The sequence below is a fragment of the Sorangium sp. So ce836 genome (assembly GCF_028553905.1).
GTDB lineage: Bacteria > Myxococcota_A > Polyangia > Polyangiales > Polyangiaceae > Sorangium > Sorangium cellulosum_D.
Genome location: NZ_CP102233.1, coordinates 9153995 through 9168382, shown reverse-complemented (window position 1 = coordinate 9168382; position 14388 = coordinate 9153995). Strand labels below are relative to the sequence as shown.

The following is a 14388-nucleotide window of genomic DNA, read 5'->3' as shown; positions in this document are numbered from 1 at the left end:
TGCCCGATTCTTCAATTCGCTTCGCGAGCGATGAACGCAGCGGCCAGATCACCGAGGCGTGATTCGGCTTCGAACAACGACAGGTGATCCCCGTGCTCTCCCATGTACAACTCTGCGCGCCGCAACTTGCCGGCGACGTAGCGCGACCCATCCGGGTGTGCCGTATGGTCGTCATGGCTCGTGGCCACCAGGGCCGGCTGGCCTACCCGGTCGAGCAGCGACCTGCAGTCATGATCCATGATCGCGCCGTTCAGCCGTCCATAGCGGTAGAGGAGCTCGCCGCTCGCGTAGGGATACATCACGTGATGGGCCATGTCGGCGCGAATCTGGGCGAGCACGGACGGTCGCTTGAACATCTTCTGTAGCCCCGCGGCCTTAGCGCGCCCCCTGCCGGCCATCGTCATGAGCGTCTGCACGTCGCGCTGATGTTGCGTCTTCGGCGCGTCTTCGCCGAGCTCGTAGTCACCGTGCCAGAGGCTCAGCGATGAGATGCGCTCCGGCGCTGTCGCCGCCGCGGCGAGCGCGATCACCGCGCCGCCGCACAGCGCCGTGGCGTGGGCGCGCTCGACGCCGAAGTGGTCCATGACGGCGAGCATGTCGCGCGCCTGCGCCGACACGTCGTGCGCCCGCGCGTCAAACTCGTCCGCCGTGCCCATCGCGCCGAAAAGCCCGCGGCTCTCCCACGTGATGACGCGGAATTCCTGAGCCAGGCGACGCATCCACGGTTCGCACAGGCCGATCGGCATGCCGCACGCCTGAACGAGCACGACCGCCTTGCGGTCGCTCGACCCATCGGCGTAGACCCGCAGCCGGGATCCGTCCCAGGACTGCAGCTCCCGATGCTCGAGCGCCCCCTCGACGCCGTGCGCGCGCGTTCCCAGCGCGACGTCGTCCACGACCATGCGCAGCGCGCGGAGCACGTCAGGAGGCAGCTCAAGCATCGACGCGAGCGCCAGGCGATCGCTGACGATGAGCTCGAACGCGGACAGCGGCGCCGCGTCGCGGTGCAGCACAATACGCCGCGCCGTGGCGCCGTCCGCCAGCCGGTCGAGCAACGCTTGGATCTCGTCACCCAGTTCACCGAGCGTGAGGCCTGCGCCCGCGGGCGCGCCGGGCCCCGACACCGCGACGCGCACCGGCGCGTCGAGCGCGTTCACGAGCGGCGCGACGGATGACATCGAGGCCGCCAGGCGCCGCACCGCCGCGCGGGCGGACGCCTGGGGCTCCTCGTCGTCGCCTGCCAGCGCGCGGCGGTCAGATCCATTCACAGTCGGCAGTAAGGGCATGGTTTAGCTCACCCGTGTTCACCGTGCTCTTCGGCTCGAAGAGCAGGACGTGCGCCTCGCCCGCAGCCACTGGAAGGTGGAGGGTGCCGCGCGGCACGATGGCAAACTCTCCTTCGCGGAGGTTGATGTCGCGGCCCTCGAGCTTGAGCGTGAGCTCGCCCTTGATGACCAGGAACATCTCATCCTCGTCGTCGTGCTTGTGCCATACGAACTCGCCGCTGAACTTGGCCAACTTGACATACTGGCCGTTCAGCTCGCCCACGATCTTCGGGGTCCAGTGCCGGTCAACAAGCGCGAACTTCTCTGCCAGCGACACGCGCGCGGCGGCCCTCTCGTTCATGCGTGCGCTTCCTGCTGCGCGGAAGCGGCCGTGATGTCCCGCGTGACGAAGCGGTGGCCGAGCGTGGTGCTCGTCGCGATCCGGTTGTGGGTGAACTCGTTTCGGCCGCTGACGAGCACGGCGCCGTACTTCTCCAGGCTCACCTTGCCGCCGTACTCCTCGATGACCTCGGTGTCCGGGTAGATCCTCACCGAGGTGGGCACGTAGCGCGAGACAAAGCCGAGCCGCATATCCTTCGTCTTGCCGCTGTGTGGGTGCGACGCGTGCATGAGCGTGGACCAGAACATAATGAACTGGCCTGGCCGCATCACCATCGACACGGCCTTCGACTCGTCCGGCTGCCAGTCCGGATCTTTCTGCAGCTGGCGGTAGTCGTAACCAAAGAAGCCGCGCCGGGTGCTCCCTTTGTCGACGCTGTTGATCAAGCTCGGATCGTAGTGCATCCTCTTGGTCTCGTCGTAGTACATGGTGCGATGGGTGCCCGGGATGAACTGCAGGCAGCCGTTGTCCACCGTGGCCTCGGTGAACGCCGACCACACCGTGATTGTTCCGCCGAACTCCCTGTCCTCCGGCCACACGATCTGGGGCGAACCGGAGGCGTTGGCGAACGTGTCGGCCTGATGCCAGTCCGTCCCCTCGTCGCCCGGATACTTCGGGAAGAACTCGGTGCGCCAGCACAGGACGTTCGGCCCGAGGATGCTCGCGACGCGGTCGACGATCTGCGGCCTGCAGATGTGCGACGCAAGGAAGGCGTTGTCGAGGTGGCGGTCGTAGTTCGCGATGTTCGTCACGCCGGACTTGGCCGCTTCGTCCTGATAGATGGCGGCGCTGCGGTCAAGCATCCTGAGCCGCTCGCGCCGCCACAGCTCCTTCATCTCCTCCGGCTCGTAGAGCGTGAACGGGCCGGCATAGCCGCGTCGGTGAAATTCGCTGGCCTCCTCGGGCGTCAATGAAAAGGTGGAAGCCTTCCCAGAAACAGTGCTCATTGCTTGACTCTCAACGGTTATTTGTTGTTCAGCGCCTTGTCGATGCTGCTGGCGAGCTGCGCGATCGTCGCGCCGTCGCCCATGACGGCGGGATCCAGATCCGTGCCGAACCGGTCGTTTACCCGCCCGAACATGCGGATGAGCGCGAGAGACGTGCCGCCAAGATCGAAGAAGTCATCGTCCTTGCCGACGCGCGGCAGGTCGAGGATCTCCCGCCAGAGCGCCTCGACCCACATCTCGGTCGGGCTCGTGGCGCTGACCCCGGTGCTCTCCAGGCGCTGGCCCGCCGCAGGCGCAGGGAGCGCGGCTCGGTCGATCTTTCCATGGGCTGTGAGCGGCAGCGAGGCCATGGCCACATAGGCCGACGGCCTCATGTGGACCGGCAGCGCCGCGGTCGCTCGCGCCTGCAGATCGGCGCCGATCTTGCTCGCCCAGGAGATATCGAGCTGAACGCCGGGCCGTGGCACCAGATAGGCGACGAGCCGGACGTCCCCGTCGCCGTAGTCGTGGGGCACGACGACGCTCGCGAGCACCTCGGGGTGGCCGTTCAGGCACAGCTCGATCTCGCGCGGTTCGATGCGGAATCCGCGCACCTTGATCTGATCGTCGGTGCGCCCGAGATAGGCGTACTCGCCGTTCGGCCTGCGCACGACCCGGTCGCCTGAGCGGTACAGATGCGTGCCGTCGGCGTCACCGAACGGGCTGCGCAAGAAGCGCTCGGCGGTCAACTCCGGGCGATTCAGGTAGCCGCGCGCCACGCCCGCACCGGCGACGTAAAGCTCGCCCGGCACGCCGTCGGGAACAGGCTGCCCTGCTTCATCAAGGAGGTAAAATCGCAGGTCCGGCAACGGGACGCCGATCGGGCTGATCTCGGGCTCGGCGAGATCTCCTCGGACGACGGGCCGGTACGACGCGTGGACCGTTGTCTCCGTGATCCCGTACATGTTGATCAGCTGCGGGTGCTGGTCGCCGCGGCGCGCCATCCACGGCGCGAGCTGCTGGGTGTCCAGGCGCTCGCCGCCGAAGATCACGAGCCGGAGCGACAGCGCAGCCGGCGAATCGCACGCCAGATCGGCCGCGACGAGCTGACGGAACGCCGACGGCGTCTGGTTCAGGACGGTGACGCGCTTTTCGTGGAGCAGCGCCAGGAACCGCGCCGGAGATCGCGACACGTCGAACGGCACGACGACCAGCCGCCCACCGTAGAGCAGCGCGCCCCAGATCTCCCAGACGGAGAAGTCGAAGCTGATCGAATGGAACATCGTCCATACGTCGCGCTCGTCGAAACCGAACCACGCGTGGGTCTGCTCGAACAGCCGGACGACATTGCGGTGCTCGACCAGCACTCCTTTCGGCTTGCCGGTCGAGCCGGAGGTGTAGATCACGTACGCAACGTTGCCGTCGGAGACGCTCGCCGGCGGCGAGCCGGAAGGCGCCGCTCCGACGGGCGCCGGATCCTGGTCGGCGAAGACGACCTTCGCCTCGCAATCGCGCAGGCCGAGCGATGCGATGCGCGATACGCTGACGATGACGGAGACGGCGCTGTCGCGAATCAGGAGCTGAACTCGCGCCGGCGGGTAGGTCGGATCGATGGGCACGTACGCGCCGCCTGCCTTCAATATGGCGAGCAGCCCGACGATCATGTCGATGCTGCGGTCGACGTAGAGTCCCACGAGTACATCCGGACCCACGCCCAGCGCTCGCAATGTGCACGCGAGCCGGTCGGCGCGCGCGTTCAGCTCGCCATAAGAGATGTCGTCCTCCGGCGTGCTGACGGCCACGCGCTCCGGATGGGCCAGCGCGATCGCCGTGAAGATCTCGTGCAGGCACTTCCCGGGCGACCGCTGAACCTGCTCGCCCAGCGCCCGTCCTCGCGACCCATTATTGGTCTCAAGCATTGATATTTCCTCTAGAAATTGGCAATGGGCAGCAAGAGGGGCGCTGCCCCGTCGACGCATTGCCGGCGCGCCGCGCAACACAAGAGGAGCGACGCCCTAAAGGCATTGCAGCGCGATGCGCGTTCACGTCGCGCCGCGAATGCCGATTGGCGTCGGTGTACTCTTGAAGTGCACGAGCCGATGCAAGCGGCGCCGCGGATTGAGCCCGCCCCCCGAGCGTATGGCTATTCCTGTCAGGGACAGTACTAAGTTCGTTGCTCTGGTTGGTCAAGAAACATTTTTTGTGTTCCGGTCGAGCGTGTTGTGGCGTGGGGGTGACGGGCTGGAAAATTGGCGTTGAATCGGAAAATTACAACGGCGCTCGTGACGCATTCGCGCGCTGATCGCGCGAATGCGCGGTGTTTCTGGTGCCCGCGCCGCGTACAGCCCTCGATCGGCGGTAGCACGAACGCGACGCGCGCGGGATCGTCATCGGGGGTGGGATCCATTGGATCGCCGCCATGGAGCATGGGTCGGCCGACGCTGTCCTGAAACTTGCCCGACACATTCGTCCGCTCGCTCAGCTCGGCGCGATTCGGTACGTCTATGCTGAATTCCGTGACCTCCTGGAAGAGCAGGTCGTGGTGAGCGGTGCGCGGACCCGCCCGGCTTCGCGCGTGGCGATGCGAGCGAACGCACTCTTGCGTTCCATGTGCCTGAGTTCCACACGGCGGGACCGCCGACCCCGAGGATGAAACGCGCGGCCTCGACGCGCGCAAAGACACGGTGGCCTGCGCGCGCGTCCTGATCGACGGCAAGGTGGAGAGGTCGTTACGGATGTTCGGGGCCACGGCGAGCGAGGTGTTGGCCCTGGCGGACTGGCTCGACGAGCAGGGCTGCAAGCTCGTGGCCATGGAGGCTACGGGCGTGTACTGGAAGCCGGTCTGGCCCGTGATCGAGGGGCGCTTCGGATCAGCAGAGCGCCGACCAGGCGCTCTGCTCGACGTCGTGCTGCCAGGGTTGCGCCGCGAGCTGCGGGAGGCGACCTACCCGGGCTCGCCGGGGTCGGTCGGAGGACAGATGAAGGGCAGCGTCAGGCTACGAGGCGTTCCGGCGCGACTCGTTGTTCTTCGTCTCCGACGTCGACGTGGCGCCGATCGAGGTCGCGCCGCCGGACGTGCCCGCGGCAGCGCTGGTCGAGCCCGCCGTCGAGCGCTCGCTCGACGACAGCCCGGAGCTCGTCTTCGCCTCGCCCTGCTGCTGCTCGCGGTAGAGCCGGATCTCGTTCCGCACGTCGGTCACGCCCGAGATCCGCTCGGCGAGCATCTCGAGCTGGTGCTTGAAGCGGCGCTCGCGGACGGTGCCGGTGAGGACGACCTCGCCGTTCTGCACCTTCACCTCGACGTCGCTCGCGTCGAGATCCGGGTGATCGGAGATATGGTCGCAGATGTCCTCCCGGATCCGCTCGTCCGAGCGCTTGTATCCCTTGGGCGGACGGCCGCGCGAACCCCCGACGTCTCCGCCCACGGTGCTGAGGAAGCTCCGGCCGCCGGAGCCCTGTCCGCCGGACTGGTAGCCTTGCCCGCCGGACTGGTAGCCCTGTCCGCCGGACTGGTAAGGGGAATGGCCCTGATCGCGGACGCGGGGCTCCTGGCCCTCGTACCCGCGGCGCTCGCTCCAGCCGCGCTCGTCGTCGGCCCACTGCCGGAGGCCGCCCCGGGCTCCGTAGCCTTCGCGCTGGCCGCCGCCGAAGCCTCCCTGACCACCGAAGCCGCCCTGGCCGCCACCAGATCCACCCTGGCCACCGAATCCACCCTGGCCGCCGCCGTGGTAACCCTGGCCGCCATAGCCGCCCTGGCTGCCGCCGAATCCGGCCTGACCGCCATAGCCACCCTGGCCGCCGCCGTAGCCGCCCTGGCCGCCGCCGAATCCGCCTTGCCCGCCGAAGTCGCCCTGGCCGCCATAGCCGCCCCGGCCGCCGCCGAAGTCACGCTCGCCGCCGAAGTGGCCCTGACCGCCAAATCCGCTCTGGCCGCCGCCGTGGCCGCCGAGTCCACCCTGGCCACCGAAGCCGCCCTGGCCGCCATAGCCGCCCTGGCCGCCGCCGAATCCGCTCTGGCCGCCGCCGTAACCGCCTTGGCCGCCGCCGAAGCCGCCTTGGCCGCCGTAGCCGCTCTGGCCGCCGCCGAAGTGACCTTGGCCGCCGTAACCGCCCTGGCCGCCGCCGACGCCGCCCTGGCCGCCACCGAAGCCGCCCTGGCCGCCGCCGTAGCCACGCCTGGAGCCAAGATCGTCGCGACCTCCTCGCTGGAAGTCATCGCGGTAGCCGCCCGACGCCTGGCGCTGGCCTCCGAAGTCCTCGCGCTGGGACCAGCCGCGATCCTGCCGGCCCTCCCAGCCGCGCTCGCCGCCGTAACCGCGCTCGCCGCCGTAGCCGCGCTCGCCGCCCCAGCCGCGCTCACCCTCGTGACCGCGGCCGCCGAGCTCCCGCTGAGCCCATCCGCCGCGGAAGTCCTCTTGGCCACCTCGGGCATGGCGCTGATCGTCTCGCTGGACGACTTGCTCGTAATTGCCACGATGCCCGTAGCTAGCATCGCCGGCGGCTCCGCGCTCGCCTCGATATCCCTCATCGCCTCGCTGCCCCTGGTGTCGCCCAAACCTCTCCTCGTCGCGTCCCCGCTCGTCGTTATGTTCCTCGTCGATCCATCCCTGACGATTCGGCATGACTCCTCCGCCTTTCTTGCGACACAGCAGCGAAACCGCGTCGCCCACGTTCGTGGTCCAGTCGACGCTCGAGGGCACGAGGGGCAACGGCGATCGGGCCGCCTGCTCTGCGCGCCTGTCCGTTGCCGCGTGACCTGAAGAACCGAGGCCTCGATGCCCCAGCGCGGCCCCGCATCGCAAGGGGTATTCCAGAACAGGCAGGGCGGTGTTTCGGTCCGTTTTCAGGAAGAACACGCCCGCCGCGCACGCGCCGAGGTGCAAAGTGCCTCACGTCAGGGCGGCAAAGCGTCCCATCGAGACGTTGTGCCACAGCGACATCGCGAGTTAGGGCTCCCCCCGAGAATGCCTAGGGAGTCCACGGATGCTCTCTCGCGCAGCGGCGCGGGCTCTGTCGATCGAGGCATGGATGGCCGCGGGCGACGACCCCGGGGCAGCTGCCCCGGACACCGATTCGCGCCGTCGACATGCTGTCGAGCTCGGTGTCCGACGCACGTGCTGCCGAGCTCGGCGCCCGATGCAAAGGCTCGGGCTGCCCGGTCACATTTCTAGCTCATTTCTAGCTCATTCCGTGCCGAGCCGCTCTCGCGGTAGAGCCCGGCTGCCGTGCCGGGCACGCCCCGCGACCTTCCGGACCGGGCGCGATGTTGCCGGGGCGTTGACTCCCAGCCGTCCGGACTCGACCATTCCGCGCGCATGAGCCAGCAGCATCGATCGTCGAAGGATGTCCTCGACCGCCGCACCCTCGCGGGCGATCACCGCCGCCTGGCCGAGCTGCTCCGGCCGGGCCAGTCGGTGCTCGACGTCGGCTGCGGGACGGGCGCCATCACCGCGGGCATCGCCGAGGCCGTGCAGCCGGGCGGCGAGGTCCTCGGCCTGGACCGGGACGCGGAGCTCCTCGCGCGGGCGGCGGCGCGCTTCGCCGGCCGGCCCGGCCTGTCCTTCGCGTGCGGCGACGTGCTCGCGTTCGACGCCGAGGCGCGCTTCGACGTGGTGACCGCGGCGCGCGCGCTCCAGTGGGTGCCTCGCCTCGACGAGGCGCTCGCGCGCATGGTGCGGGCGACGAAGCCGGGCGGCCTCGTCGTCGTGCTCGACTACAGCCACGAGCGCCTGCGCTGGGATCCCGAGCCCCCCGCGTCGATGCGGCGGTTCTACGCGGCGTTCCTCGCGTGGCGCGCGGGCCTCGGCCTGGACAACGCGCTCGCCGACGACCTCGCCGGGCGCCTCGCGGCGCACGGGCTCGAGGCCGTCCGCGTCACGGACCAGGACGAGCGCTTCCGGCGGGGCGATCCGGGCTTCGCGGCGGCGCTCGACATCTGGCTCCACGTCATCGACGGCTGCGGCCCCGCGATGATCTCGGCCGGCGCGCTCACCGAGCCCGAGCAGGGCGAGGCGCGGCGCGATTACGCGGACTTCTGCCGCGACGTCGCGGCGGGCCTGGTCATGGTCCTCCGCGCGGTCGAGGGGACGAAGCCGGGCAGGTGAGCGCCCTGAGCCGCCGGCGGTCGCCCGGAGCCCGCCGGCGGTCGCCCGGAGCCCGCAGGCGCCGCCGATCACCTCGGCGCGCGCAGCGCCTCGAGGATCCCGTCGAGCCGCTCGACGATCGCCCGGCCCTGGTCGTCCGCGCCCTGCGGCGCCCCGAGCGCGGAGGCCGCGAGCGCGGGGCCCATCGTCATCGCGAAGGAGGCGATCGCCTTGCCCGCGGCGGTCTGCGCGAGCCGGTCGGCGTAACCGCCGGACACGCAGGTCGAGATGAACAGGACCGCGTCCAGGAAGCTCGCGCACCGCGGGTTCTCGCCGTGCTCGGCCTGGTAGAACAGGGTCGAGCACCCGACGAGCATCACCGCCAGCGCGTCGAGGGGGTCGCGCGTCATCGCGCTCCGGAAGCGCTGCTGGAAGCGCTGCTTCAGCCGGTCGTACGAGAGCTCGCCCGCTCCCCCCGCGGCGAGGCCCAGCGCGAGCAGGGCGACCGCGCCGCGCAGCCGCTCGTCGCGGCCGAGCGGAGGGGCCGCGGCCGCGACGTCCTCCACGATCTTCCTCGCGGCGAGCGCTGATCGATCTCCCAAGGCGTGCCCTCCCGGCCGCGCCGCGGGTCACGGCGCAGGCTCCATGTCTCGCACGGACGCGGGCCGGAGGGAACCGGCCGCTCGCCTCACCGAAAATTCATGCGCGTGACACGCACCCGCGACTACCCTCGCGCCTTCCTCGGAGCTCCCATGCCGGCCCAGAGAAGCGTGACGAGATGGCTCGAACGGGCGCCCGCCCCGGTGTTCACGGCCTTCGCCGTGTTCGCCGCGTTCGCGACCTACTTCTGCATGTACGCCTTCCGCAAGCCGTTCGCGGTCGGGACCTTCAAGGGCGCGGTCGCGCTGCCGCTGCTCCCGGACCTCGATCTGAAGAGCCTCTACATCATCGCGCAGGTGCTCGGGTACTGCGCCTCGAAGTTCCTCGGCATCAAGGTCGTCTCCGAGATGCGGCCCGAGCGGCGCGCCCTCGCGATCCTCGCGTGCATCGGCGTGAGCGAGGCCGCGCTCGTCCTGTTCGGGCTCGCCCCCGCCCCGTACGCGGCGCTCTTCCTCGTGCTGAACGGGCTGCCGCTCGGCATGGTCTGGGGGCTCGTCTTCGGCTTCCTCGAGGGCCGCCTCGTGAGCGACCTGCTCGGCGCCGGCCTGTGCGCCAGCTTCATCGTCGCCAGCGGCTTCGTGAAGACCGTCGGCAAGCTCACGCTCGGCTGGGGCGTGCCGGAGGTCTGGATGCCCGCGGTGACGGGGGCGCTCTTCTTCCCGCCGCTGCTCGTCTCGGTGTGGATGCTCGCGCAGATCCCGCCGCCCACGGCGACCGACGAGGCGCACCGGACCCGGCGCGCGCCGATGGATCGCGCCGCGCGGCGCGCGTTCGTGCTGGCGAACGCGGGCGGGCTCGCGACGCTGGTCCTCGGCTACATCGTGCTCACCGCGTACCGCGATTTCCGGGACAACTTCGCCCGCGAGATCTGGGACGCCCTGGGCTACGCCGATCAGCCGGCGATCCTGACGACGGCCGAGATCCCCGTGGCCATGGGCGCGCTCCTCTCGGTGGCGGTGATGATGGGGATCCGGAGCAACCGCAAGGCGCTGCTCGCGGTGCACGGCATCATGCTCGCCGGCGCGCTGCTCGCCGGGGTGAGCACGGCGCTCTACCAGGCGGGCGTCATCGGGCCCGTGGGCTGGATGATCAGCGTCGGGCTCGGGCTCTACGTGGGGTACGTCCCCTACAACTGCGTGCTCTTCGACCGGCTCATCGCGGCGGTGGGCTCGGTGGCGACGGCGGGCTTCCTGATCACCGCGGCCGACGCGTTCGGGTATCTCGGGAGCGTGGTGCTGCTGCTCTACAAGAGCTTCGGCCAGGCGAAGCTCTCGTGGCTCGAGTTCTTCCTCGGCTTCAGCTACGCGACCGCGTTCCTCTGCGCGGCGCTCTTCGCCGCGTCGGCGGGGTACTTCTGGCTGCGCACGCGCGCCCCGGCCGCGGCCCCGCGGCCGGCGCTCGACGCCTGAGGGGTCGCGGGGCGGCGCCGAACGGCACAATGCTGGTCCGCGCCGAGACCCGAGGCGCGCCGCCCGCGCGGCGGCCCCTTCAATCGCCGCGCTCCGTGCCCGCCGTGCCGTCGAGGAGGCGCACCATGCGGCTCCGCAGCTCCGACAGCTCGCTCCTGAGGATCGCGACGTCCTCCTTCCACGTGAGCAGGGAGGGCCCGTGCTCGTCTTGCGCGACGGACGAGCGAATGAGCTCGGCGTAGCGGTCCACCTGCTCCTCGAGGCGCCCTTCGCGGAACGGGCCGTCGAGCAGGTCCCGGACCGCGCTCCGGTAGCCCTCGAGGTCCTGGCTCAGGGCGCTGAACAGCACGTCGCAGCCGGGCGCGCGCACGCGGGCCTTGCCGTCCTGGACCGGGACGTCTTCGTCGCATGTGGCCGGCGTCTCCGTCCAGTGCGGCACCGTGCCGAAGAAGCGCGAGCCCCCCACGCTCAAGGTGTTGTCGAGATCCCACGGGACGACGCGGAACTTGCCCGACGAGGGCCCTTCGTAGACGAAGTAGTTGTGGTTTGCGGCGGAGCCGTCCGCGCCGACGTAGAAGGTCGTGACCCCGTCCCAGTTCAAGATGGCGTCGTCGACGGCCATGTAGCGCTGCAGCTCGTGGACATCCATCCACCTCGAGAGGGCGGCGAGGCGCTCCGCGCCCTCGGCGGACGCGAGGTCCTCCGCGAACGCGATGAAGCGGTCGTGCGTGGCCTCTTCTTCGTTCGTCGTGATCTTCTCGGCGTAGTACTCGGGGTCGACCGAGACCGGCCAGGCTGCCTCGTAGAGGCTGCCGTCCGGATCCTCGGAGAGCTCGTTCTCCGTGAAGCGGCCGTCGACGTCCTCCACCATCGCGAAGAGGCCCAGCGGCTCGCCGTTCACGTGCAGCGTGGCCCACGCGCTCCTCGGGGCGACCACGCCCATGTCCCTGTAGAGACCATAGCCGAGCCGCTCGTGGAGCTTCGTGCGGTCGTGAATCATGGCGTGGAAGTTCAGGCGCTTCTGCCGGTAGAAGCGCTTGCCGTCGACGTACTCGTCGAACCTCACCTTCATGCTGAGCTTCGGGCAGGGGAACGGCTGCGGCTCCTCGAAGCACAGCTCGAGGGTGCCGTAACCGCCCTTGAAGCGCAGGCCCACGGGGCCCAGGCCGCTCTCCCTGAAGCAGGCCTCCGCCTCGACGTACTCCTCATCGAGCGCGTTCGCCTGGAGCGCTGCCCAGACGTCGTCGCGAAGCCGGAAGTCGAAGCGCGGGACGTCGCTGGCCGCGTACAGCGCGCTCGGGTCGCCGTCGGCCACCGCGGGGTCCGCTGGATAGCATGGCAGCGTCGCCACCCGCCCGCCGTTCTCGGTAGCCTCCTCCCCGCAGCCCGCGCCCAGCGTGGAGAGCGCCAGCGCGAGCGAGATTCGATACGTTGGTTTCATCAGTCGCTCCTGCGCCCTTTGACCGGCTTCACGGCGGGTGCGTAACCGAGGACACCGAGCACGTCCGCTGCCTCGGATTTCACGATCACCTCGGGATCACGCAGTAAAAAGGGTTGAAGCGGATCTACGCGGCCTTCGCCGGCTTCGGGTTCAGCTGGAGGAAGCGGCGCTGGTAGGCGTACGAGCGAAAGCGGATCTGCAGCGGCGGCTCGTTGCCGCTCTTGATCTCGAGCGTCGCGCCGTCGTCGTGCTCGGCGCAGTGCGGGATGCGCAGCGTGTAGCTCGTGCCGCCGCCGGTGCGCACCGCGATGCTCCCGAGCGCGAGCCCGGCCGCGGCGACGGCGACGTTGGTCCCGGTCTGGCCGTCGTGCGCCTTCGCCTCGATGCCGCGAGTCGCCGGCTTCGCGCACACGCAGCAGCCTTCCGGCCAGCGGATCGTCTCGCTCGTCACAGGCACCGGAAAGCCCGGCTTCGGGTGGACGTAGTCGTCGGCGAGCACGGTGAGGACGCGCTTGTCGACGAGGTACGCGGCCCGGCACTTGTCGCAGAACGCCGGGTCCTCGGTGTGGTTGAGCTCGATCTCCGCGAGCGTCGCCTGGCAGCGCGGGCACGTCGCGGTGCCGGCCAGGTCCCTGGCGACGAGGAGCGCCCCGAACGCGAACACCGCGAACCCGAGGCCGCCGACGAGACAGAGCAGCCACAGCGGACCGGAGCGGCCGATCATCGCGCGGAAACAGAGGAACGAGAGGCCGACGAGCACCGCCGTGATGACGGCATACTTGATGGTGGAGCCCGTGTTGCGGGTCACGGTGGACGTCATGAGCGCGACTTTAGCGCCGGTCGACCCTCGAGCGCGCGCCGAACGCTGTCGCGGAAAGAGGGGACAGGGTAGGAGGGGCGCGCGTCCAAACGCCTTCGGGCGGTGCAGTGCCATCCTGCCCCACATGCCCGTCGACGTCATGCCGGCAGCGCGACGCCGTCTCGATGCGCCGGAAATCGGTCGAGGCGCAGCCGATGTGTCAGCGGATCTGCCTGAGCAGCGCTTCACGCTCGCGGGCGAGCCGGCCTCGCGGGAATTCCCGCGCGTGGGCCTCGAGCAGCCGGCGCGCTTCGAGGTCGGCGATGGCATTGTGCGCGTCCATCGCGCTCCGGGCGTCGCGGATCAAGCTCCACTCGCGCTCGCTGACGGTGCTGCGCGCGGCGCTTCCCGGGGTTGAGGCACGAGGAGCGGTCGCGATCGGCGGCGCGGGCGTCTGGTCGACGGCGGCATGAGCGCGCGCGTCGGCGCGGTACGTTGACGGCGAGACCTCGCGGCCGGCGGGTGCGACGGGCGCGGTGATGGAGCTCGTGCCGCCTTCTTGGGCGGGAGCGGCTCCCTCCTGCCCCATCGGCGCGGTCCCCGGAGCACGCATCGCTGCAGGCAACAGCCACGGCTCCAAGCCGGGCGCTACCTCAGCGACGAGCGTGCCGGTCAGGACGACGAGCACCCCCTGAACGATGATCCGCAGGATCCCGCGGCCCAGCGCGGTCGGCCACGAATCGCGACGGCGCCACCCGAACGCGAGCGGCACGCATGCATCCCCATCCCGCCCGCGCGCACGTTCCTCGGCGATCCAGCGGTGCTTCTCCTCTTTCAAGCGCTCGAGCGCCCGGCGGTGTTGCGTCTTCACCGCCTCCGTCGTGAGGCCCAGCTCGGCGGCGATCTGGGCGAGAGGGATCTCCTCGAGGTCGTGCCTGATCAAGAGGTGCCGGTACTTCGGGTCCACCCGGTCGATCAGGGTGCGCACGCGCGCGTGCCGCTGCCGCCCGCGGAGCAGCTCCTCGGGGTCCGGGAGCTCGGCTCGCGTTTCGCTCCGGTCGAACGACGTCAGGACCTCTCCTCGACGGCGCGCCCTGCGCACGTGGTCGCGCGCTTGGTTGGCGGCAATCGCGACGCGGTAGGCCGCCGGGGCCCCACCCAGGTCGACCCGCCGGTCCGCTTCGAGCCCGCGCAGCAGCGCGTCTTGCGCGACGTCCTCGGCGTGGCGCGCAGGGACGCCCAGACGCCGTGCGATGCGCCGGAACAGCTCGAAGCTGCTGGAGAGGCTCGCTGGCTTGTCCACACCGGTAGCACGCCTGAGCCGACCCCTCGGGGTCAGCAAAACGCATGGGCGAGATGACTTTGGTGAGATGATGTAGGTGTCGCTGCCACCGTCCCGAACCCT

General features: G+C 69.9%; 12 protein-coding genes. 3 read left to right on the top strand and 9 right to left on the bottom strand.

Annotated elements, in window-relative coordinates:
- Positions 1-11 precede the first annotated feature (11 nt).
- The 5 genes from NQZ70_RS33170 to NQZ70_RS33145 form a co-directional block, all read right to left on the bottom strand.
- A complete protein-coding gene (locus NQZ70_RS33170) occupies positions 12-1286 on the bottom strand; it encodes an alpha/beta fold hydrolase (RefSeq protein ID WP_237244257.1) in 1275 nt (424 codons plus the stop codon).
- Complete coding sequence (locus NQZ70_RS33165; protein ID WP_129577812.1) at positions 1255-1626, bottom strand: cupin domain-containing protein; 372 nt, start codon at positions 1624-1626, stop codon at positions 1255-1257. The genes NQZ70_RS33170 and NQZ70_RS33165 overlap by 32 nt, the downstream gene beginning before the upstream one ends.
- Positions 1623-2612 (bottom strand): chlorinating enzyme, encoded by a 990-nt coding sequence (locus NQZ70_RS33160; RefSeq protein ID WP_129577811.1) that lies wholly within the window; start codon positions 2610-2612, stop codon positions 1623-1625. Before NQZ70_RS33160 ends, NQZ70_RS33165 begins: the two co-directional genes overlap by 4 nt.
- A 17-nt stretch (positions 2613-2629) precedes the next feature.
- Positions 2630-4591 carry an amino acid adenylation domain-containing protein gene (locus NQZ70_RS33155; RefSeq protein WP_207217553.1) on the bottom strand — a complete coding sequence of 654 codons (1962 nt, stop codon included), beginning with the start codon at positions 4589-4591 and terminating at the stop codon, positions 2630-2632.
- A 996-nt stretch (positions 4592-5587) separates the two neighbouring features.
- Positions 5588-6016, bottom strand: a complete 429-nt coding sequence (locus NQZ70_RS33145) for a BON domain-containing protein (protein ID WP_129577810.1) — start codon at positions 6014-6016, stop codon at positions 5588-5590.
- 96 nt (positions 6017-6112) lie between these two features.
- Between NQZ70_RS33145 and NQZ70_RS33140 the strand changes: the two genes are divergently transcribed.
- Together NQZ70_RS33140 and NQZ70_RS33135 are read left to right on the top strand one after the other, a co-directional pair.
- A complete protein-coding gene (locus tag NQZ70_RS33140; RefSeq protein ID WP_165374294.1) occupies positions 6113-7351 on the top strand; it encodes a hypothetical protein in 1239 nt (412 codons plus the stop codon).
- Positions 7352-7906: 555 nt separating this feature from the next.
- Positions 7907-8695, top strand: coding sequence for a trans-aconitate 2-methyltransferase (locus tag NQZ70_RS33135; RefSeq protein WP_129577809.1), 789 nt, complete (start codon positions 7907-7909; stop codon positions 8693-8695).
- A 68-nt stretch (positions 8696-8763) separates the two neighbouring features.
- Here the strand turns inward: NQZ70_RS33135 and NQZ70_RS33130 are convergent, their stop codons facing one another.
- Complete coding sequence (locus NQZ70_RS33130; protein WP_129577808.1) at positions 8764-9276, bottom strand: two pore domain potassium channel family protein; 513 nt, start codon at positions 9274-9276, stop codon at positions 8764-8766.
- Between the two features lie 150 nt (positions 9277-9426).
- Between NQZ70_RS33130 and NQZ70_RS33125 the strand changes: the two genes are divergently transcribed.
- Positions 9427-10743, top strand: coding sequence for a DUF5690 family protein (locus tag NQZ70_RS33125; RefSeq protein ID WP_129577807.1), 1317 nt, complete (start codon positions 9427-9429; stop codon positions 10741-10743).
- 79 nt (positions 10744-10822) lie between these two features.
- Here NQZ70_RS33125 and NQZ70_RS33120 read toward each other — a convergent pair whose 3' ends face one another.
- The 3 genes from NQZ70_RS33120 to NQZ70_RS33110 form a co-directional block, all read right to left on the bottom strand.
- Entirely contained in the window at positions 10823-12184 is a 1362-nt protein-coding gene (locus NQZ70_RS33120; RefSeq protein WP_129577806.1) for a CotH kinase family protein, read from the bottom strand.
- Positions 12185-12308: 124 nt separating this feature from the next.
- Positions 12309-13004 (bottom strand): hypothetical protein, encoded by a 696-nt coding sequence (locus tag NQZ70_RS33115; protein WP_129577805.1) that lies wholly within the window; start codon positions 13002-13004, stop codon positions 12309-12311.
- A 199-nt stretch (positions 13005-13203) separates the two neighbouring features.
- Positions 13204-14286, bottom strand: coding sequence for an RNA polymerase sigma factor (locus tag NQZ70_RS33110; RefSeq protein WP_129577804.1), 1083 nt, complete (start codon positions 14284-14286; stop codon positions 13204-13206).
- Positions 14287-14388 lie beyond the last annotated feature (102 nt).